The following is a 20599-nucleotide window of genomic DNA, read 5'->3' as shown; positions in this document are numbered from 1 at the left end:
TGCTTATGACTTTAGGTTAAGTCAAATAGATTAGAAGCGGTAGTTAGCTTGGATACCCACTAACCAAATGCTACCAGTTACTTCACCTTCGAAGTCACCACCAAATGGAGCAGAACTTGCGTCATCTTCAACCATTTTTGCGTCTTTCGCTAGGATGTAAGTGAAACCGGCGTCTAGTGTTAGTTGCTCAGACCATTGGTAGCCAGCACCAATACTTAACCAAGTGCGGTCTGTTTCTGGAATAGTCGCAGTACGGTGTTCTTCGCTTACCGCTGAAGTGTCGTAGGCGATACCAGAACGCAGAGCCAGTTTAGGTGTCATTTGGTAAGTTGTACCGATAGCAAAGCGGTAGTTATCTTCCCAGTTCTCTTGCTTGATATCTTGAGTTCGAGCAGGACCGAATTCAGGGATGTCAGCTACTAGTTCTTTAAAGCTGCTCCAGTTAGTCCAGTTAACGCTCGCATGTACAGCGACCTTATCTGATAGTTGATGGAAGCTTGCAAGCTCGGCGGTAGCTGGCAATGCAAGTTGCATTGAACCGTTGTATTTTGACTTGACTGGAGTACCCAAAGCGCCAGCAACAGCATCAAAAGCGACACCATTTGCGTGACCTTCAAGCGTTAGATCTACTTCTGACTTGTAGGTAAAACCAAGGCGGTTGTTTTCATTAATCTGCCAAGCGGTGCCAACTTGCCAGCCCCACGCTGTGTCATCACCTTCCATGTATTTTAAAGCTGTACCTTGAGGAATAGGAACTAGAGAGTTAGCTGTAGATACCGCACCAAAGCTGCCTTCAGCCATGATGTAACGAATACCACCACCAATAGATACGCTTTCAAGTACTTGGTATGCCGCGTTTAGGTTTAGCTCCATTGTCGTAACACTTGCTTCGTTACCATGGTTAGCGCCACCAAAGTCTTTACCTAGGTCTGTTTCCATACCGTAGTTAGTACCCGCAGCAAAGCCTAATGCGAACTTGTCGTTGTACTTATGAGAAACGTAAAAGTTAGGGATGACTGCACTGTGGGCAAAATCGCTAGAATTTGACGCAGTAGGTTGTCCCATCATAGACGTAGAAGTACCGTTGATATCGATGTTTGGATCAACATAAATAGCGCCAACAGAAACTTGAGTACCTTCTAGGTAAGTCAGCATTGCTGGGTTGCGCCACTGTGCATCCGCACCGTCAGCCATTGCTGCTTCACCAGCGTATGCGCGGCCTAGGCCTGTTGCTGAGTATTCTGCTAGTTGAAAACCTGCCGCTTGAGTCACGGTAGAAGTCGAAAGTAGTCCAACTGCCACTGCAGCAGATAGAAGAGTCTTATTCATTTTCATTATTATGTTCGCTGAATCATAAGTATTTAGTGGCGTGATTCTACTTTTAGAGTCATTACTTTAAAAATGAAATTCGAATAAAACAGTGTTTTAGGGATTTAATGAGTAAATGTGTTTAATTATTAGAGAAATAATCTAAATGTTTCGGCTGTGTTGCGAAGTTTGAGCGTACACTTGTAGTCATATATTGACCTTGCAGGCTACAGTTGTAAGCTTAAATTGAAGTAGGTCAGTGGTTTAGGCAATAAAAAAGGGTCGCGTAATGCGACCCTTTGGGATTAATAACTTAGCTTATATTAGAAGCTGTAGCTGTATTGAACACCAGCTAGGATAGCATCTGCATGAGTAGTTGCTGTTAGCGTACCATTACCCTCGTTTACATCTACATCTTCACCTAGCAGGTAAGTAAAGCCGAAGTCAACAGTATGCTGCTGTTTGAATGCGTATGTGAAACCTGCAGAGAACCATTGACGGTCAGAATCAGGAACAGAAATCGAAGTTACTTTATCTTGAGCAGCTGTGTCATACATGTAACCAGCGCGCAGAGTCCAAGCATCGTTTAGGAAGTAAGTACCACCGATTGCGTAGTGCCAACCATCTTGCCATTGGTAGTTACCAATTTCTTGCTTACCAGCAACAGAATCCGCTTCTAAAGTGTCAAATGTGTTCCAACCAATCCATTGAACAGAGTAGTGAACCGCAAACTTAGTATCTTTAATCTCATGGTAACCAGAGAACTCAGCCATGCTTGGTAACGATAGGTATAACGTATCTAATGGAAGCGCCCCACCTAAAGTCATGTCGCCATCTGCTTCAATTTCGGGACTGTAGTGGTAAGAAAGGCCAAAGCGGTTTGCTGAATCAAGTTCATATACCGCACCAATGTTCCAACCTACACCAACACCATCCGCGTCAATTGATGCTAGGTTAGATGTACTAGTTTCGCCTGTTAAAGGGTTCGTCGTTGTTAAATTACGTTCAAGCTTACCACTACCTTGAACAATATCTAAACCAGCGCCAACAGAGAACTGCTCGTTAACACGGTATGAAGCTGATAGCGCATAGTTTATGCTCTTAATTTCAGTTGTTCCGCCAAATGCAGACACACCAGTGTGTGCACCGCCTAAAGCGCTGCTTGAACCAAAGCTGCTATCAAAATTATTAGTTGTACCAAAGTTTGAGTAGATACCAGCACCAAATGCCCATTGGTCATTTAGTCGGTGGATATAGTAGATATTAGGAACCGGAGTACCACTGCTATTGTTTGCGCTATCGACAGGCACTGTGCCGCCTGCTTTCACGTTTGTAACATCGATGTCAGTCTCGATGTAGTTGATACCAGCAGAAAACTGAGATGAATCAAACAAAGCCATTGCTGCTGAGTTACGAGCCATAACAGAAGCGTTATCTGCGATTACTGCATCACCAGCGAAAGCACGGCCAAGGCCGGTTGCTGATTGTGAGTTCAGTTGGAAACCTGCTGCCATCGCTTGCGAAGACGCCAGTGTGATTGTTACTGCTAAAAGAGACTTTTTAAACAGACGCGTGTTGTTGGTAGTCATTCATTTATTCCTTTATATATCCGCCTCTACAGGGCGATTAATTTGAGCAATTGCTCAATGGTGGCTGATCCTATTCGCAAGTATACGATATACAAATCCGACCATTGGGAATTTTGAGTGGAAAATTATGGAAATGACGCCTATCTGGCACGAAAATGGTGCTAAATGCTGTTTTTTAGAGTTTTAACTCTAGAGTTATTTGTTTTGTGAATGGTTTGGTGGGTTATTTATAAACAAAGCCCAGCAATATCAGTGATATACTTGCTGGGCCTTTTATGACGGGGCTTTAAGAGCGCACTAGCTCATCGGTTTAATCATTTTTGTTAGTTTTTCGGCGATTTTAGAAACATCCTCACCATTTTCACCAACAAGGATTAAGCTGCTGCCATCTACGGGTGTTACCGAACCGGACATGCCTTTTTCATCAAAGTCGATAGGTTTGTCTGTTGGAATACCGGTTAAAAACAGTGTTACTTTGCCTTTTGCGCCTTGGAAGACCATATGTACCGCGTTGGATTTACCAAAGCCACAGTGGTTTAGGTAATAGACGTGATAAGGGAAAGTATCATCAAACTGAAAAGCAAATGGATTCATTTTTGCGTTGATTTGCTGCGATGTGACCTGTTCATCGATGTTACTAACAAAACTCTTTTCATCAACAACATGCTTCATCGCTGTATCAACCAAGCTTGCTTGCGCGGGTGAAACAAATGCATTGCCCCAATTCACTTGGCCGACTAATAAACCAGCAACAAACGCCACCGAGGCGGCCATTGCCATTGCTCGTCTCGCAAACGTAGGCCTGACTACTTTGCTTTCTTCGCTTGAGGTCTGATTGAACAGAATACGATCAGCAAGATCGTCTGGCACATCCACATTCATTGCAGAGTGGATCTGTTTATCAAGCGCTAGTACATCGTCTAAGAAGTTACTATTGGCTTCACTATTCGCGGCCGCATCAACAATATCTTGTGTACGTTGTTTAGGTTCCGACAATACACGACGACGAAATTCCAAATCATCCATTATGTTGCCCCCTCTCTGCCTCTTCTGTATCCAATAGCTCTTTCAACTGATTTCGAGCTCTGAATAAACGTGTCATCACCGTGTTTTTGTTGAGATCGAGAATATCGGCAATCTCATCACCACTAAAACCACCAATCACTTGCAAGAAGAGGGGCTCACGGTAATCGATTTCAAGTTTCATGATCTGCGCTTGCAACCACTGGTGTTGATGGTGTGGGTCATCACTGACACTAGCATCATTACCATGGTCGTCGATATCAACCAGATCAAACTGTTTGCGTTCAAAACGTCGAGCATTCTCGCGGCGCAAGATGGTAATCAGCCAAGACTTCGCGGCTTTTTCATCTTGTAGACTATCGAGTGACTTCCATGCGCGAAGGCAAGTTTCTTGAACTAAGTCTTCGGCAATGCTTTTGTCTTTGCATAACCAATAGGCGTAGCGAAAGAGGTCACGATGATAGGCACGTACGAGTGCTTCGTATTTTCTTTGTTTGTCCATATCAGAGTTGACCGGACGCTTGGCTGTTTTCTTTCCAAACATTTTTATTATTGACACACGAGCCTCCATAATTGCTCTGCGTATAGCTGTCCTCTATACGTTGTGCTTTGTTTTTATATTCTGTTTCGCTTTTAGAGCTAACGATCGGCTGGAAATCGTAAAATCACATTAAAATTGATCTACTTCAAAATCTAAGACTTCGAACAAGTTATAGTACACCTTGTCGTCTAGTTAGTCATTCGTGGCTAGCATGTTGAGCAAGGCGACACTTCCTTTTGAAGGCTGACTTTACTTTCTCCTAATCAGGAAACTGATTATTTCAATTGGCGTTAAGTTAATTGCTTTATATACATTCCGACCACACAGTCTTGTGTGGTTTTTTTTTACCTAAAGAAAACCATTCCCTACAAAGCGATAACAGTCTTTGCTTACAATAGTTTAGTCTCTTAGGACAACCTTTCACCCTAAAAGGTTCGCCTGAATTTGCAGTTATATTTTCAAACAGTGAGATACTCGTATCACGTTTATTTAAACGCTCGTTTGATTTAATTAACAACTTCTTTACAATGCTTCAGGTCAGACCTCTTAACTTTAAGGAGAAACCATGGGCAAACAGGAAGTCAAAACGCGTTCCGGAGAACGTGTTGCCGTTGTCGCTGGATTACGAACCCCATTCGCTCGTCAGAGCACAGAATTTAGCCAAGTGCCTGCGGTTGACCTAGGCAAAATGGTTGTGAGCGAAATGCTTGCAAGAACTGATGTTGATCCTGCGCTTATCGAACAAGTCGTGTTCGGCCAAGTAGTGCAAATGCCAGAAGCGCCGAACATCGCGCGTGAAATCGTGTTAGGCACAGGCATGGACATCAATACCGATGCCTACAGTGTCACCCGAGCATGTGCGACCAGCTTTCAAGCCGCAGTCAACGTGACCGAAAGCATTATGGCTGGCACGATTGATGTCGGTATTGCGGGCGGTGCGGACTCTTCTTCTGTATTGCCGATTGGAGTTTCCAAAAAACTTGCTGCTAATTTGTTAGCGTTGAGCAAAACCAAAACCATGGGTCAAAAACTGAAAATTCTCAAAGCACTTTCAGTAAAAGACTTGATGCCAGTACCGCCTGCCGTTGCCGAATATTCGACCGGCTTATCTATGGGACAAACTGCCGAGCAGATGGCTAAGACACATGGTATTACTCGCGAAGCTCAAGATGCACTTGCCCACCGTTCTCACTCTTTGGCTTCTCAAGCATGGAAAGAAGGCAAGATTAAAGATGAAGTCATGACGGCATTTCCGGCACCGTACAAAAAGTACCTAGCGGAAGATAACAACATTCGTCATGACTCTACAGTTGAAGGTTACGCCAAACTTCGTCCTGCGTTCGATAGAAAATACGGCAGTGTGACTGCTGCGAATGCAACGCCGCTGACTGATGGTGGTGCAGCTGTGATGTTGATGCGCGAAGGCAAAGCGAAAGAGCTAGGCTTAGAAGTGCTGGGTTATATTCGTGGTTATGCGTTCTCAGCGATTGGTGTTGAAACGGATATGCTGATGGGTCCAACGTACGCGACCTCGCAAGTCTTGAAAAACACAGGTCTAGAGTTATCAGATCTAACACTGATTGAGATGCACGAAGCATTTGCAGCCCAAGTGTTGGCTAACGTTAAAATGTTTGCAAGTGATGAATTTGCTCAGAAAAATCTTGGCCGTGATAAAGCGATTGGTGAGATTGATATGGAGAAGTTCAACGTGCTGGGTAGCTCAATTGCTTACGGACACCCGTTTGCAGCGACTGGCGCGCGCATGATGACTCAAACATTACGTGAACTGAAACGTCGCGGTGGCGGCTTGGCACTGAACACAGCTTGTGCGGCTGGCGGTTTAGGTGCAGCAATGATCTTGGAGGTAGAATAATGTCTACGACTCTTGATGCAACAACAGAAAAAGAAACAGTCGCTCAACCAGATGCAACGTCTGCGACTGAATCAACCAAAAAGAAAGCGACAGCATTTACTCTTAATATCGACGAGCAAGATATAGCTTGGTTAGCGATCGATGTGCCAAACGAGAAAATGAACACACTGCAAGCGGCTTTTGCGGAAGAAATGAAAGCCATCTTCGAGCAACTCAAAGAAAAACAGAGTCGAGTTAAGGGTTTAATCGTTCATTCATTGAAGCCAGATAACTTTATTGCTGGCGCTGATGTAAGAATGCTTGATGCGTGTAAAACGGCTGATGAAGCGCAATCTCTGGCTCGCCAAGGGCAGGAGATGTTCCAAACTTTGTCTGAACTACCGTACCCAGTGGTCGCAGCGATTCACGGCCCATGTTTAGGTGGTGGATTAGAGCTCGCACTGGCATGTGATTACCGCGTATGTACCGATTCAGATAAGACTCGTCTTGGTCTGCCAGAAGTACAGTTAGGCTTATTGCCGGGCTCTGGTGGTACACAGCGTCTGCCTCGCCTTATCGGTTTGTTGTCATCTCTCGACCTTATTCTTACGGGGAAACAACTGCGCGCTAAGAAAGCAAAATCGCTCGGTGTCGTGGATGCTTGTGTGCCTGAAACTATCTTGCTTAAAGTAGCGAAAAGTTTTGTTGAAAAGAATACGGGTAGCAAAAAAGGTAAGCGTCTGGCGTCTAAAAGCCAAGCTTCTACCAAAGAAAAACTTATTTCACGCACGGGTCTTGGTCGCAAGGTGATTTTTGAGCAAGCTTCCAAGAAGACGAATCAGAAAACGCGTGGTAATTACCCTGCAGCTGATGCGATTCTTGATGTGATTCGGTACGGCCTTGAGAACGGCTTTGATAAAGGTCTTCAGTACGAAGCGAAGCGTTTCTCTGAGTTAGTAATGACTTCTGAGTCAAAAGCACTTCGTTCTATCTTCTTTGCTACTACTGAAATGAAGAAAGAACACGGTGCAGATGCAGAACCAAAAGCGGTTAAGCGTGTTGGTGTGTTAGGCGGCGGACTTATGGGCGCAGGTATTAGCCATGTGAGTGTAGCTAAAGCAAAAGTACCGGTTCGCATCAAAGACGTATCAAATGAAGGTGTGCTGAACGCGCTTAACTACAACTTCAAGTTGTTCGATAAGCAGCGTAAGCGTCGTATTCTGAGCCGAGCGGGCCTTGAAAGTAAGATGCTTCAACTGTCTGGTGGCATCGACTTTACCAGTTTTAACCATACTGATGTGGTGATTGAAGCGGTATTTGAAGACCTCGACCTTAAGCAATCAATGGTTGCGGACATCGAAGCCAATGCCAAGCCAGAGACTATCTTCGCGACCAATACGTCTTCATTACCAATTCATAAGATTGCGGAGAAGGCGCAGCGACCAGAAAATGTAGTCGGCCTTCACTACTTTAGCCCTGCAGAGAAAATGCCGCTAGTTGAGGTTATCCCTCATGAAACAACTTCAGAAGAGACTATCTCGACGGTAGTAGCATTGGCGAAAAAGCAAGGAAAAACGCCGATTGTTGTCAAAGACACGGCAGGTTTTTATGTTAACCGCATTCTTGCCCCATACATGAATGAAGCAGCACATCTGCTATTGGCAAATGAGCCGATTGAAAAGCTCGACAGCACGTTATTGGACTTCGGTTTCCCGGTTGGCCCAATTACCTTGTTAGATGAGGTTGGCGTGGATATCGGCGCGAAGATTATTCCGATTCTGGTTAATGAGCTAGGTGACCGCTTCCAAGGCCCTGATGTGTTCGATATTCTGTTGAATGACAACCGTAAAGGCCGTAAGAGCGGTAAAGGTTTCTACACTTACAAAGGTAAGAAGAAAGAAGTCGATAAGTCAGTTTATAAGCTGCTTAAGCTACAACCTGAGCCTAAGCTAAGTGATAATGACATTGCGATGCGTTGTGTATTGCCTATGTTGAACGAAGCGGTTCGTTGTCTAGATGACGGCATTATCCGCAGCCCTCGTGATGGTGACATTGGTGCGATTTTCGGTATCGGTTTCCCTCCATTCCTAGGAGGTCCGTTCCGTTATATGGATCAAATCGGTATTAAGTCACTGGTAGAGATGATGAACGACTTCGCTAAGAAGTACGGTGATCGTTTTGCACCATGTGATGGCCTACTGACACGCGCTGGTTTGGATGAGTCTTTTTACAAGTAACTCTCTAGTACGTTGACTATAAAGCCCGCTTCAAGCAATTGATGCGGGCTTTATGTTTTATGGGAACATGCGAAAGGAAGGAGATTCCCGATTCAGTCGTCCCTCATTCTCGGGAATGATGGGAGAGAGTAGCGTGCTCACCTAATAAAAAAGGTTGATGCTTTTACATCAACCTTATGATTTCTATAATACTCTGGCTAGCCTAGTTCACAGTCTTTCGGGCGCAACTGAAACTCATCAATAGAGCCAATTTCCACACCTGCCGACAACTTTTCTTCCTCATCATGGGCATTACCGTGCGCATGCATAATCAGACGATTTGCGGTGCGTGGTTTTAATTGACTCACCACAAAGCGCATCATGTCAGAGCGGGTTAGACCTTTAAGATCTTCCAACACACGCTCTCTCTGATTGAATTCCAGGTCCTTATTGCCTATCGCAACCCATAAGCGTTGAGCACGTCCTCGCAAAGTCGTATCTGGTGTCGAAATCTGATTCCAGAGGCCGCGTTTACTGCTGTGCCATTGGTAGTCGTTAAGCTCTAACAACACCATATAAAAGGCGTTTAGAAACTCGTCTATCGAGGTTAATAAGTCTGCTGGAGCAGCATTAGGTGATTGTACATACAACACAATACCTGGGTGTCGGTTGAGCGGCATGTTGCCTGTGCCGACCATGTAACCTAGCTGCTGCTTGGTTCGTATCTCATGGAAGAAAGTGGCTGACATTAAGTGGTTTGCCAGTGAATACAGCGCAATGTTTTTAGGCGAGATATCCGGGCACTGGTAATAAACAACGATTGCCGAATCATCTTGGTTGCACACCACCTCACGTTGGAAGCTGCCGTTTTCACCCAGCATGATTAGCGGACGCAGCGACTCTTCGTAAGCCTGATCTTGAACGCGCAGTGCATCTTTTAGCGTTTCTGCCATTTTGTGTGCATCGGCTTTCTTCCAGTCGCCATACACAAACATCTCAACATGCAGTTCCGCTAAGATTGCTTGAACGAAAGAAGAGAGCTCATCGACTTCTATCGTTTCCAGAGCTTCAATTAACACCGAATAGGGCGGATTATTTGGCTGAAGTATCCCAGTCATCGCATTAAACAGCTGTGAAATAGGGCGATCTTGCGACGCGTTATTCCAGTTTCTGAGTAATTGATGCTTAATCGTTTCGAAGCGTGCTGGACTAAAGTCGCGTGCTTGGAAGCGTTCAAGAATCATATTGAGTAGTTGTGGCTGTTTCTCGCTAAATCCAGACAGAGTGAGAGTTACCCCGCCTTGATGGGTATACATGTTGTAACCCATACCGGCGATTTCAGCCTGATAGGTATCTTTTTCCAGAGAGTCTAGGAACATCTCTACACACAAGCGTGTTTTTACGATATTTCTCGGGCTGGCGACTGAGTGCGGGCTGTCGATAGCGACATATACCACACCTTTAGGTACTCGAAATTGATGGTCTTGCAAGTGCCATAGCTTAAAGCCGTCGAGCTCTTCTAAAAGTTGTGGGTATTTAGCATCACCTTCGAGCTCAGTTGGGTCTAGATCGTAGCAAATAAATGGGTTCTTACTTGGGAGCTCAAACTGCCAACCGGGGTTAATGCACGTAAAGCATTGAACTTGTTCTGCGCTAAAAGGCGTGACTGAGTAGGGCGTAAAATACCATTTTGCTTCTCTGTCATACTCGAAACCTTGAGCAACAATGGTTGCACGCATATTGTCGACGTTTAAATAAGGAAGCAAAGAACGTTGTAATTCGTCATCGAAATGCGACATTTTGTAATCGCCATACACTACATCTTGTTCTTGGTAGTGTTGCATGTTGATAACAAGGTGGCTGACGACATCAAGCGGCTTTGCTGGCTCTTGAAAGCGGAAAGCTGACTCTAAAACGGCACGTTTTTCTAGGTAACGCCACTCTTCTATGCCTTGTTGTTCTACTAATTTGATGTACTGAAATATCGCTTGGATGATGTTATCGGTTTTGGTTAAACCTTCGATGGTCAATGAGCAGCTGACCGTGAAATCACGGTAGTTACTGCCGCTCGCCCCACCACCCGCAGAGAGGGATGTTATCCAACCTTTCTCTTTGAGTTGCATCATCAAGCTACCTTCTCCTTCGTAACCCAATAGGTGTGCGAAGAATGACAGTGGTTTAACACCGTAGTGTTCGTCCATGCTTGGCATCGGGAAGGTTAAGATAAGTTTTCGCACTTCTTTAATCGGCTCAACACGGACTTGAACGCCCGTGCTTAACTCGCCGATAATCGGTACTTCAACCTTCTTGCCTTGCAGGTTGTGATTGGTAATCGAGCTAAAGCGATCCTCAACCCAGCCTTGCATCTCATCTAAGGATTGATTGCCAGACAGAGTCAGCGTCATCAGGTCTGCAGAATATTGTTGCTGGTGGAACGATAAGATCTCTTGTCGAATCGTCTCGCCGTTTCTGTCGCCCAACGTATCGATATTACCGACAGAAAACTTCGAGAATGGGTGATTGTGGTTCACCAGTTCTTTGGTAACTTGGTACAAGCGTCGCGAATCGTCGTTGAGTTTCATCTTATATTCGGAATCAACGGCTTGGCGTTCTTTATCTAATGCTTCTTCGTTGAACAGGGGAGCCGTGAAAAATTGGCTGAAGCGATCGAGTGCGGTTTCAAACGCATTCAATTCAACATCAAAAAAGAAGCAGGTGTGCTCTGTTCCCGTCCAAGCATTGTTACTACCACCATGTTGGCTGATAAAACTTTGGAACTCTCCGACCTTTGGATACTTTTCAGTTCCCAAAAATAGCATATGCTCTAAGTAATGGGCTAAACCCTCTCGGTCTGTAGGGTCATCAAAGTGCCCCACATTAACGGCTAATGCGGCTGCTGCTTTTTGAGCATTTTGGTCCTGAACTAACAGTACGCGTAACCCGTTATTTAAGGTTATGTAACGGTATTGATGTTCATCATTTGGGCTTAAGTGCACAGGAGCATCTCCAGAGAAGGTGGTTTTTAAATTATGTACCCGATGATTCGGCGTGCAAACCTTGTAATCATATTTTGGGATATGAAGTGCTTTTTGGCGATTTCTAAATCACTTTTATCGATTTTTATCAGTAATTTATTTTCTTTTAACAAGATTGTTAAGAAAGTCGAACTCTTTGGCAAGTGACTTGATATAATTATTTATATTGACTGCGGTTTCTCTGGATTGAGAGCCAAACCTAAGTAGCGTTTCGCTGATATATGGGATATATCGACTTTCGACATGTTACGAAGACAGGATTGAACATGAAAATATTCATTATGCGCCACGGTGAAGCAGAACATTTTGCGGATTCGGATGCAGAACGAGCGTTGACCAAGCGCGGGAAAATGGCTTCTCTTGCAGTGGCACAAGCTGCAAATGAGCAGGGGATTAGTCAATTCGATAAAGTGCTGGTGAGTCCATATTTAAGGGCACAAGAAACGTGGTTAGAGATATCTCAGGCGTTTTCTGGTATGAAAGTAGAAACCTGTGATGATATTACGCCTTATGGAATGTCCGACGATGTGTTTGATTTGACCTTGGCAATGGCTGAAGTAGAAAAACTAGAGACCATTTTATTTGTTTCTCATTTACCTCTAGTGGGCTACCTAACAGCAGAGTTTGCAACGGGCATGGCTCCGCCGATGTTCCCAACGTCAGGCCTAGCCTGCATCGACTTTAACCTTGAAACACAGAAAGGTGAGTTACTTTGGAACATCAATCCATAGTGAAGGTGAAGACAACCTTTTAATTGGAAGACTAAAGTGAAAAGGGCACCTCAATGATTTGAGGTGCCCTTTTTGTTTTTGGTGATGGAGCGATTCGCAAACCAGCATTACTTCTCAGGAATCGAAAGCAGTACCAACAACGCACCGTTACCGCCAAATTCTAATGGCGCTTGGTGAAAAGCCATCACGTCTGGGTGTTGTGCTAACCACAACGGCACTTTCTGTTTAAGGATGTGTTTACCGATACCGTGTTGAACGCAGGCACACGCCACGCTCTCTTTTACGCAGTGCGCAATCATAGCGCCAAGTTCACGTTTGGCTTCTTGTTGAGTCATACCATGCATATCGAGATACACGTCTGGTACGTAGACACCACGACGCAGGCGCTTTACCTCATATTTAGATACATCATCACGCGCATAACGTGTTGGGCCGTCTTCGCTAAGGTGCGGAATGAACTCATCCGAGAAATAAAACTCGCTATCACTGGCTTGTCTTGCCGTTCGAGTAATTTCTTTTTGCTTGGCATTTCTTTTTGGCTGCTGGACTATGGTATCCTGTTGCAACTTTTTAACGCCCTTTACTGCATCGTTGAACAGGGCGAAATCGTCATCGAAGTCGGTGTCTTTTTTGCTCATCAGGTTATGAATTCTAATTAGAAACGTAATTAGCAGTATTGTAGCGCTTTTCGGAGACAATTTTGGATAAGATTTTTGTAGAAGAAGCGGTATCAGAACTACACACGCTTCAAGATGTGATTCGTTGGACTGTTAGCCGCTTTAACGCAGCTGGCCTATTTTATGGTCACGGCACTGATAACGCGTGGGATGAGGCAGTACAACTTATCTTACCTACTCTTTATCTGCCGATTGATGTTCCTTCGCATGTAATGAACTCTCGTCTAACGAGCAGCGAACGTCTGCGTATTGTTGAGCGCGTAATCAAGCGTATTAATGATCGTACACCAACGGCTTACCTGACGAACAAAGCTTGGTTCTGTGGTCTTGAGTTCTTCGTTGATGAGCGTGTTCTTGTGCCTCGTTCTCCAATTGGTGAGCTGATCGAAGCTCAATTCCAACCTTGGTTAACTGAAGAGCCAACTCGCATCATGGATATGTGTACGGGTAGTGGTTGTATTGCTATTGCTTGCGCTCACGCATTCCCAGACGCTGAAGTAGACGCAATTGATATCTCTACTGATGCGCTGCAAGTTGCTGAGCAGAACGTTCAAGATCACGGCATGGAGCAGCAAGTGTTCCCAATCCGTTCAGATCTTTTCCGTGATCTGCCGAAAGAGAAATACAACCTGATCGTATCGAACCCACCTTACGTGGACGAAGAAGATATGAACAGCCTGCCAGATGAGTTTACTCATGAGCCAGAACTTGGCCTAGCAGCAGGTACTGACGGCCTGAAATTGGTTCGCCGTATCCTAGCTAACGCACCAGACTATCTAACTGATGACGGTATTCTTATCTGTGAAGTAGGTAACTCAATGGTTCATATGATGGATCAGTACCCAGAGATTCCATTCACTTGGATTGAATTCTCTAACGGTGGCCATGGTGTATTCATGATCACTCGCGAGCAGCTCGTAGCTTGCGCTGATGAGTTCTCTATCTACAAAGACTAAGTAATGATGGCTAGTTTTTAGCTTAGTACTTGGTAAGACGTTCTATTTGAAACGTTTTAATTTAAACGCCATGCAGCAATGCATGGCGTTTTTTATTGCCGTCATTTTGGGATTAAGTAATCAACGAAGAATAAATAATGTCCAATATTTAGTTGCCTAATATGCATAGCTATTACATATTGGTGACTAATGTTTAGCCGATTTAGTGAGTTAAGGAGAATTCGCGATGAGCTTTGATACATGGATTTATTATTTGTTGGCAGTACTGATTTTAACGGCATCGCCAGGCCCAAGTTCTTTATTGTGCATGACCAAAGGTGTGCAATCGGGTTTTAAATTATCAATATTTACCGCGTTGGGTAGCTTAACGGCAATCACCGGAATTTTAACGTTATCGTTCACCGGCTTAGGGGTGATCATAGCTTCATCGGAAGTGGTGTTTAATGTCATTAAATGGACAGGCGCTGCGTATCTTATCTACCTTGGTTGGAAGTCTTTACGTTCTAACCAGCAAGATTACGACAAGCTATCCAGTCAACAAACCGATTCTCAGCTTGTTAAAGAAAGCGCGGTGCAACACTACTTAAGTGGTTTTATTGTTGGCGCGAGTAACCCGAAAGCGATTCTATTTTTTACCGCACTTTTCCCTCAATTTATTGATCCATCGATTGCTCTGCTTCCCCAGTTTGCTGCGTTTGCTTTAACCTTTGCTGTGATGGAGTTGTCTTGGCTATTGGTGTACGCGTATTTAGGTGCGAAGTCGTCAAACTGGCTGTTTGCGAAAGGCAGAGCCAAGATTTTTAATCGTGTCACTGGCGGTGTCTTTATCGGTGCAGGCGCGCTGCTTTCGACGACCAGTCGAGCATAATTTTCTGTTTTATCAGAGGGGTGAATGATTACAGAATATTCTTGATGCTGTCATAAAAGGTTAATATTAATGTGCTTGCTGGTTTTGGCGAAAAGCCGATATATTGTAGTTACACCATCACGTTCTCAAGGAGAGACATATGCAGCATCAAGAAATGATTCAACACAGTAATTTTGGCGTAATCAGTCGTACTTGGATTTTCTCTACCCTTTCTCTAGTGGGTATTCTTGCTCTAATGTAGTCAGCTTAATGGCTCTATATTTTCAGTTTTTATTATGAAATCACTTGTTAAAAAGTCTTCAAAGTCAGAACTCTTTATCTTATAAATGTGGCTTTTCTCATCAGGCTAGCCACTTAGCTTTTTCTCTTCGTAAACAGCTAAGCAATTTTCTCTCATAAGTTCATCACGTAACCTCATCTGAAGTTGTTATCAAACTGTGATAATCTTTAATCATCTTTTATCTACAGTGTGCCTCTCATGTCTGTCTGGGATTCTATTTCATTTAACAATCGATTTACTGCATTACCTCGGCTGTTCTATACCCCAATTCAACCTACACCGCTAAACAATGTTCAATGGCTCGCATGGAACCATAACCTTGCGGATGAACTCGGCTTTCCGTCATTTGATGATGCCTCCGAAGAGCTGCTTGAGACGTTATCGGGCAATGTTGAACCTGAGCAGTTTTCGCCTGTAGCAATGAAATACGCAGGCCATCAGTTTGGCTCTTATAATCCCGATTTAGGAGATGGAAGAGGGTTGCTTTTGGCGCAAGTTGTCGCTAAAAGCGGTGAAACGTTCGACTTACACCTTAAAGGTGCGGGCAAAACACCCTATTCGCGTATGGGCGATGGCCGTGCGGTTATTCGTTCAACTGTGCGTGAGTATCTGTGTAGCGAAGCAATGGCAGGGCTTAATATCCCAACCACACGTGCATTAGCCATGATGACAAGTGACACGCCTGTTTACCGAGAGAAACAAGAGTGGGGCGCATTACTGGTGCGTGCTGCTGAGTCACATATTCGTTTCGGTCACTTTGAACATCTGTTTTATACCAATCAATTGGCTGAGCATAAGTTACTGGCTGATAAAGTTATTGAGTGGCATTTCCCTGAATGTCTCGATGAAGAAAAACCCTACGCTTCAATGTTTAATGAGATTGTTGATCGCACTGCAGAGATGGTCGCATTGTGGCAAGCGAATGGCTTTGCTCACGGAGTAATGAACACCGATAACATGTCGATCATCGGCCAAACCTTCGATTATGGCCCGTTCGCCTTCTTAGATGAATATGATCCAAGATTGATCTGTAATCACTCCGACTACCAAGGTCGTTATGCCTTTAATCAACAGCCTAGAATTGGATTATGGAATTTATCGGCACTGGCTCATTCTCTTTCGCCGCTGGTGGATAAAGCCGATTTAGAGGCTGCGTTAGAACAGTACGAGCCGCAAATGAATGGTTACTTCAGCCAGTTGATGCGTCGTAAGTTAGGATTGCTTTCGAAACACGAAGGTGACAGTCGCTTGTTTGAATCGTTGTTCGAGCTGATGTCGCAAAACAAAGTCGACTACCCAAGGTTCTTTAGAACGCTGTCGAACCTAGATACATTGCCGCCGCAAGATGTGATTGATTTGGTTATCGACCGTGAGGCCGCAAAGCTATGGCTGGATAACTACTTGCAACGCTGCGAATTGGAAGAGAGTTCAGTGGCCGAGCGTTGTGAAAAGATGAGACAAGTAAACCCGAAATACATCCTCAGAAACTACCTAGCCCAGCTTGCGATAGATAAAGCTGAGCGCGGTGATAGCAGCGATATTGACGCTTTGATGGTGGTACTGGCTGACCCATACGCAGAACACCCTGACTACGAACACCTTGCTGCGTTGCCTCCTGAGTGGGGTAAAGCGATGGAAATCAGCTGCTCGTCGTAAATCGATTCGCCCAATCAAACGAGTGGATGGAGGTCACTTAGTTGTGATCTCTGTCTGTTTGTTCTTCTAATTTTACAAACATATCAATAATCAAATGCTCAACCAGTCTATACACTATGTGAATAAGTTGTAAATTTAATAGGTTTGGGCGATGCCAACAAATACTCGAATTCTCGTGGTGGATGATGATCAAGAAATCCGCGAGCTGCTGGAAGAGTACCTCACTAAATCGGGTTTCGATGTCTCCTCCGTTGGAGACGGTATCGAACTCGATACCCACCTGCAAAATCAAGGTTATCCTGATCTAATTCTTCTTGATGTGATGCTGCCCGGTGACGACGGTTTTACCTTGTGTCAGCGAGTACGCAAGCAATCCAATGTGCCTATCATTATGCTGACTGCGGTATCGGATGAAACAGACCAGATTATTGGCTTAGAAATTGGTGCTGATGATTACATTGCGAAGCCGTTTAGCCCTCGTCAGTTAATGGCGCGTATCAAAGCTCTGCTACGCCGTGTTCAAGTCGTTGATGACAAACCCAATGATGCACTGCCAAAGCAGATTATTTTTGGTGATTGGACGCTTGATACGCTAGCGCATCGAATTTCCCACAATGAACACTCTGAAGAGATGGACCTTTCGGGCAGTGACTTTTCTCTGTTGATGTTGTTCTTAACTCGCCCTAACGAAGTTCTCGACCGTGACACCATCTCTTTCGCTACCAGAGGCCGAGAAGCGCTGCCTTTTGAACGTGGCATTGATGTGCAGCTTAGTCGTCTGAGAAGCCGATTAGGCGACAGTGGTAAATATCCTCACTATATCAAAACCATGCGTGGCAACGGCTACATTCTTGCTGTGCCTGTTCAGTATGAACACTAAGCATGACCTATTGTTAATGAAGCAATGCCAATTGAGTATTTCCAATGAAACATTCTGTATGAAGTATCTCGTATGAACTGGTTGAGTCGGTTAAAGCCAAATTCCTTGGTTGCTCGAACCTTGTTATTAACCTTGTTGGCGGTGGTCATTGCTCAAGGTATCGCAACCTCTATTTGGTACAGCGAATCTAAACATAAAGAACTGGAAGGGATTCGTTCTGCTTCATCGAGTATGGCGAACATGTTTGCTTCAACGGTGACTTTCTTCCAGTCTCTGCCCGTTAAATATCGTCATATCGTATTAGACCAAATTCGAAATATGGGCGGGACGCGTTTCTTCGTCTCTTTTAATAAAGAGGCTTTGATTGTTGAACCGATCCCCGATACCCGCTTGAAAACGGCCTCGATAGAAGCCATAGAAAGTGTGTTGAGTAGCAAGCTCAATAAAGTGGAATCGGTACGCGTCGATTTTTCTCGTCCAGAGCACCTTCGATTACTTAAAAACGACATCTACTTAAGTGATCTCCCTCGATCGTGGGCCCATCACACATTAACCTTAGAACCTCTTAATCCGCCTATTCTGGTTGTGCAGATTGAATTAGCCAGTCATGAATGGGTGTACATTGCCGCACTGTTGCCTGCACCTTACGTAAAACTGGATGACACTATTCTTGGCCGTGAACAGGTGATCTTCTTGCTCTCTTCAACACTCATTCTATTGGTGTTGACCTACTTAATGATTCGCCGCCAAGTACGCCCACTTAAAAAGTTAGCAAGAGCTGCTAATGAGATGAGCATGGATATTCAGCAGCCTCCGCTTAACGAAGAAGGGGCAACTGAACTGGTCACAGCGACTCGGGCTTTTAATCGGATGCAGCAGCGCATCCGTCGCTATGTGGCCGATAGAGAACACCTCTTCTCAGCTATTTCTCATGACTTAAAGACACCAATAACACGTCTTAGATTGCGGGCTGAATTGTTGGAGAGTGAAGTAAAGAAAGATAAGTTCAATAAAGACTTGGACGAGCTAGAAATGATGGTCAAAGGTGCGTTACAAGCCGTAAGAGACACCGACCTACACGAGAATAATGCCATTATTGACCTCAATGAAATGGTGCTCTCTGTGATTGAATCTCATAATCAATATCAGACAAAGGTAGAGTTCGAGCCGGTCGTCATTGAGCCATTGGTTGCGAAACCACTGGCGATTAAGCGTGTACTGACCAACTTAATGGACAACGCAGTGAAATATGGTTCATCTGCCGTAGTGGAAGTTAGTGGTGATGAACTTTGGGTGGTCGTGACTATTCAAGACCGTGGTAATGGCATTCCAGAAGACAAACTAGAGATGGTCTTTGAACCTTACTTTAGGCTTGCAACCGATGACCAAGGACACGGACTTGGCCTCGGGATCTGCCGAAATATCCTGCACGGACACGGCGGAGATCTCATTATTCGCAACTCCTCTCAAGGCGGCTTAGAAGCCAAAGTCTATATCCCCACAGGCCTAGAAGTGTAATGTAACAATTGTGTTACATGGGGCTTACCTTTTGTTTCAATCTTATCAATCAGAATAAGTAGACTCTTTATTGAACCGGACGTCGAGTCCGCTAAAACATGGAAGATAATAATGAAAATCAATAAAACCCTACTTACTCTATCTCTTCTTGCTGCCTCAACATTTTCTCAAGCTGGTGAAGTGGAAGTGCTTCACTGGTGGACTGCCGGTGGCGAAGCGAAATCCGCAGCGGTACTGAAAGAGATGATTGAAGAGCAAGGCCATACTTGGAAAGATTTTGCTGTTGCTGGTGGCGGCGGTGAAAGTGCGATGACTGTTTTGAAAACGCGAGCAGTATCGGGCAATCCTCCATCTGCGGCACAGATTAAAGGTCATGATATTCAAGAGTGGGGTGGTTTAGGTTTTCTAACGTCTCTCGATGCGACTGCTAAACAAGAACAATGGGATGAGTTACTGCCAGAGGTGGTGACCAAAGTCATGAAGTGGGACGGCGAATATGTGGCGGTTCCTGTCAACGTTCACCGTGTTAACTGGCTATGGGCGAACCCTGTTGTTTTAGAAAAATCAGGCGTGACGGTTCCAACTACGTTAGATGAGTTCTTCGTTGCTGCAGACAAGATTAAAGCGGCTGGCTTCATTCCACTGGCTCACGGTGGTCAACCTTGGCAAGACGCAACCGTATTCGAAGCGGTGGCTCTCGATGTACTAGGCAGTGAAGATTACAACAAAGCGTTCGTTGATCTTGATATGGACGTATTATCGGGCGACAAGATGGTGGAAGTGTTCACCAAGTTCAAAAAGATGCGTGACTACATCGACAGCAACTCGCCAGGTCGTGATTGGAACGTCGCAACTTCAATGGTTATCAATGGCGAAGCCGCGATGCAAATCATGGGTGACTGGGCGAAAGGTGAATTTACTGCGGCAGGTAAAGTGCCGGGTAAAGATTACATCTGTGCCCCAGCTCCGGGTACTGACGGCCAATTTACCTTCAACATCGATAGCTTTGCGTTCTTTGAGTTAAGCGATAAAGAGAACCAAAAAGCGCAGCAAGATCTAGCGAAAACCATTCTTACTAAAGATTTCCAAGAAGTCTTCAACCTTAACAAAGGTTCTATCCCTGTACGTCTAGATATGGACATGTCTAAGTTTGACCAATGTGCGTTGGACTCAATGTCAACCTTCAAAGCGAGTGCTGAATCTGGCGATCTTGTTCCGAGTATGGCTCACGGCCTAGCGACAACAAGCTACGCTCAAGGCGCGATCTATGACGTAGTGACCAACTTCTTCAACGAGAAAGATGCCGATCCGAAACAAGCGGCAGCTAAGTTAGCAAAAGCAGTGAAAGCGGCTATCTAATCTCAATTGGTTTAACACCAAACCCCCAGGGTGGGTAGGCTCGTAGGGAGCCTATCTGCTCTTCACTCCCAATTCTGATATGCGTGATGCTGATGTGGTGCCGAGAGGTA

At 44.8% G+C, this 20599-nt stretch carries 15 protein-coding genes; 9 read left to right on the top strand and 6 right to left on the bottom strand.

Annotation, left to right across the window (positions count from 1 at the left end):
• Positions 1 to 30: 30 nt before the first annotated feature.
• The 4 genes from L4C44_RS19755 to L4C44_RS19740 form a co-directional block, all read right to left on the bottom strand.
• The gene (locus L4C44_RS19755) at positions 31 to 1335 is read right to left on the bottom strand and encodes an outer membrane protein transport protein (RefSeq protein WP_428805614.1); all 1305 of its coding nucleotides are present in this window, start codon (positions 1333 to 1335) and stop codon (positions 31 to 33) included.
• Positions 1336 to 1631: 296 nt separating this feature from the next.
• Positions 1632 to 2897, bottom strand: a complete 1266-nt coding sequence (locus tag L4C44_RS19750) for an outer membrane protein transport protein (protein WP_102278221.1) — start codon at positions 2895 to 2897, stop codon at positions 1632 to 1634.
• Positions 2898 to 3194: 297 nt separating this feature from the next.
• Positions 3195 to 3923, bottom strand: coding sequence for a DUF3379 domain-containing protein (locus L4C44_RS19745; protein ID WP_146491689.1), 729 nt, complete (start codon positions 3921 to 3923; stop codon positions 3195 to 3197).
• Positions 3916 to 4464 (bottom strand): sigma-70 family RNA polymerase sigma factor, encoded by a 549-nt coding sequence (locus L4C44_RS19740; RefSeq protein WP_017060646.1) that lies wholly within the window; start codon positions 4462 to 4464, stop codon positions 3916 to 3918. Before L4C44_RS19740 ends, L4C44_RS19745 begins: the two co-directional genes overlap by 8 nt.
• Before the next feature lie 562 nt (positions 4465 to 5026).
• Between L4C44_RS19740 and fadI the strand changes: the two genes are divergently transcribed.
• Both fadI and fadJ read left to right on the top strand, forming a co-directional pair.
• Positions 5027 to 6334, top strand: a complete 1308-nt coding sequence (gene fadI / locus L4C44_RS19735) for an acetyl-CoA C-acyltransferase FadI (protein ID WP_146491691.1) — start codon at positions 5027 to 5029, stop codon at positions 6332 to 6334.
• Positions 6334 to 8550: a fatty acid oxidation complex subunit alpha FadJ gene (fadJ, locus tag L4C44_RS19730; protein WP_285953349.1), complete on the top strand. Its 2217-nt coding sequence runs from the start codon at positions 6334 to 6336 to the stop codon at positions 8548 to 8550. Before fadI ends, fadJ begins: the two co-directional genes overlap by 1 nt.
• A 197-nt stretch (positions 8551 to 8747) precedes the next feature.
• On the opposite strand, the gene L4C44_RS19725 is transcribed toward fadJ, so the two are convergent.
• Positions 8748 to 11525 carry an insulinase family protein gene (locus L4C44_RS19725; RefSeq protein WP_428805613.1) on the bottom strand — a complete coding sequence of 926 codons (2778 nt, stop codon included), beginning with the start codon at positions 11523 to 11525 and terminating at the stop codon, positions 8748 to 8750.
• 305 nt (positions 11526 to 11830) lie between these two features.
• Between L4C44_RS19725 and sixA the strand changes: the two genes are divergently transcribed.
• Positions 11831 to 12295: a phosphohistidine phosphatase SixA gene (gene sixA, locus L4C44_RS19720; RefSeq protein WP_428805612.1), complete on the top strand. Its 465-nt coding sequence runs from the start codon at positions 11831 to 11833 to the stop codon at positions 12293 to 12295.
• Positions 12296 to 12402: 107 nt separating this feature from the next.
• Here sixA and smrB read toward each other — a convergent pair whose 3' ends face one another.
• Entirely contained in the window at positions 12403 to 12933 is a 531-nt protein-coding gene (smrB, locus tag L4C44_RS19715) for an endonuclease SmrB (protein ID WP_017633130.1), read from the bottom strand.
• 62 nt (positions 12934 to 12995) lie between these two features.
• Here smrB and prmB point away from each other — a divergent pair, with 62 nt between their 5' ends.
• From prmB to L4C44_RS19685, 6 genes are all read left to right on the top strand, one after another.
• The gene (gene prmB, locus L4C44_RS19710) at positions 12996 to 13928 is read left to right on the top strand and encodes a 50S ribosomal protein L3 N(5)-glutamine methyltransferase (RefSeq protein WP_017060640.1); all 933 of its coding nucleotides are present in this window, start codon (positions 12996 to 12998) and stop codon (positions 13926 to 13928) included.
• A 226-nt stretch (positions 13929 to 14154) separates the two neighbouring features.
• Positions 14155 to 14796: a LysE family translocator gene (locus L4C44_RS19705; RefSeq protein WP_428805611.1), complete on the top strand. Its 642-nt coding sequence runs from the start codon at positions 14155 to 14157 to the stop codon at positions 14794 to 14796.
• Between the two features lie 478 nt (positions 14797 to 15274).
• Positions 15275 to 16732 (top strand): protein adenylyltransferase SelO, encoded by a 1458-nt coding sequence (locus L4C44_RS19700; protein ID WP_428805610.1) that lies wholly within the window; start codon positions 15275 to 15277, stop codon positions 16730 to 16732.
• A gap of 151 nt (positions 16733 to 16883) precedes the next feature.
• Positions 16884 to 17612: a response regulator gene (locus L4C44_RS19695; RefSeq protein ID WP_428805609.1), complete on the top strand. Its 729-nt coding sequence runs from the start codon at positions 16884 to 16886 to the stop codon at positions 17610 to 17612.
• 72 nt (positions 17613 to 17684) lie between these two features.
• Entirely contained in the window at positions 17685 to 19130 is a 1446-nt protein-coding gene (locus L4C44_RS19690) for an ATP-binding protein (protein WP_428805608.1), read from the top strand.
• Positions 19131 to 19241: 111 nt separating this feature from the next.
• Complete coding sequence (locus L4C44_RS19685; RefSeq protein ID WP_327784095.1) at positions 19242 to 20489, top strand: ABC transporter substrate-binding protein; 1248 nt, start codon at positions 19242 to 19244, stop codon at positions 20487 to 20489.
• The last annotated feature ends 110 nt before the right edge of the window (positions 20490 to 20599 follow it).

Source organism: Vibrio satsumensis (genome assembly GCF_050337435.1).
Taxonomy (GTDB): domain Bacteria; phylum Pseudomonadota; class Gammaproteobacteria; order Enterobacterales; family Vibrionaceae; genus Vibrio; species Vibrio satsumensis.
The sequence above is the reverse complement of the archived record's forward strand: the minus strand, read 5'-3'. Positions and strand labels throughout refer to the sequence as shown.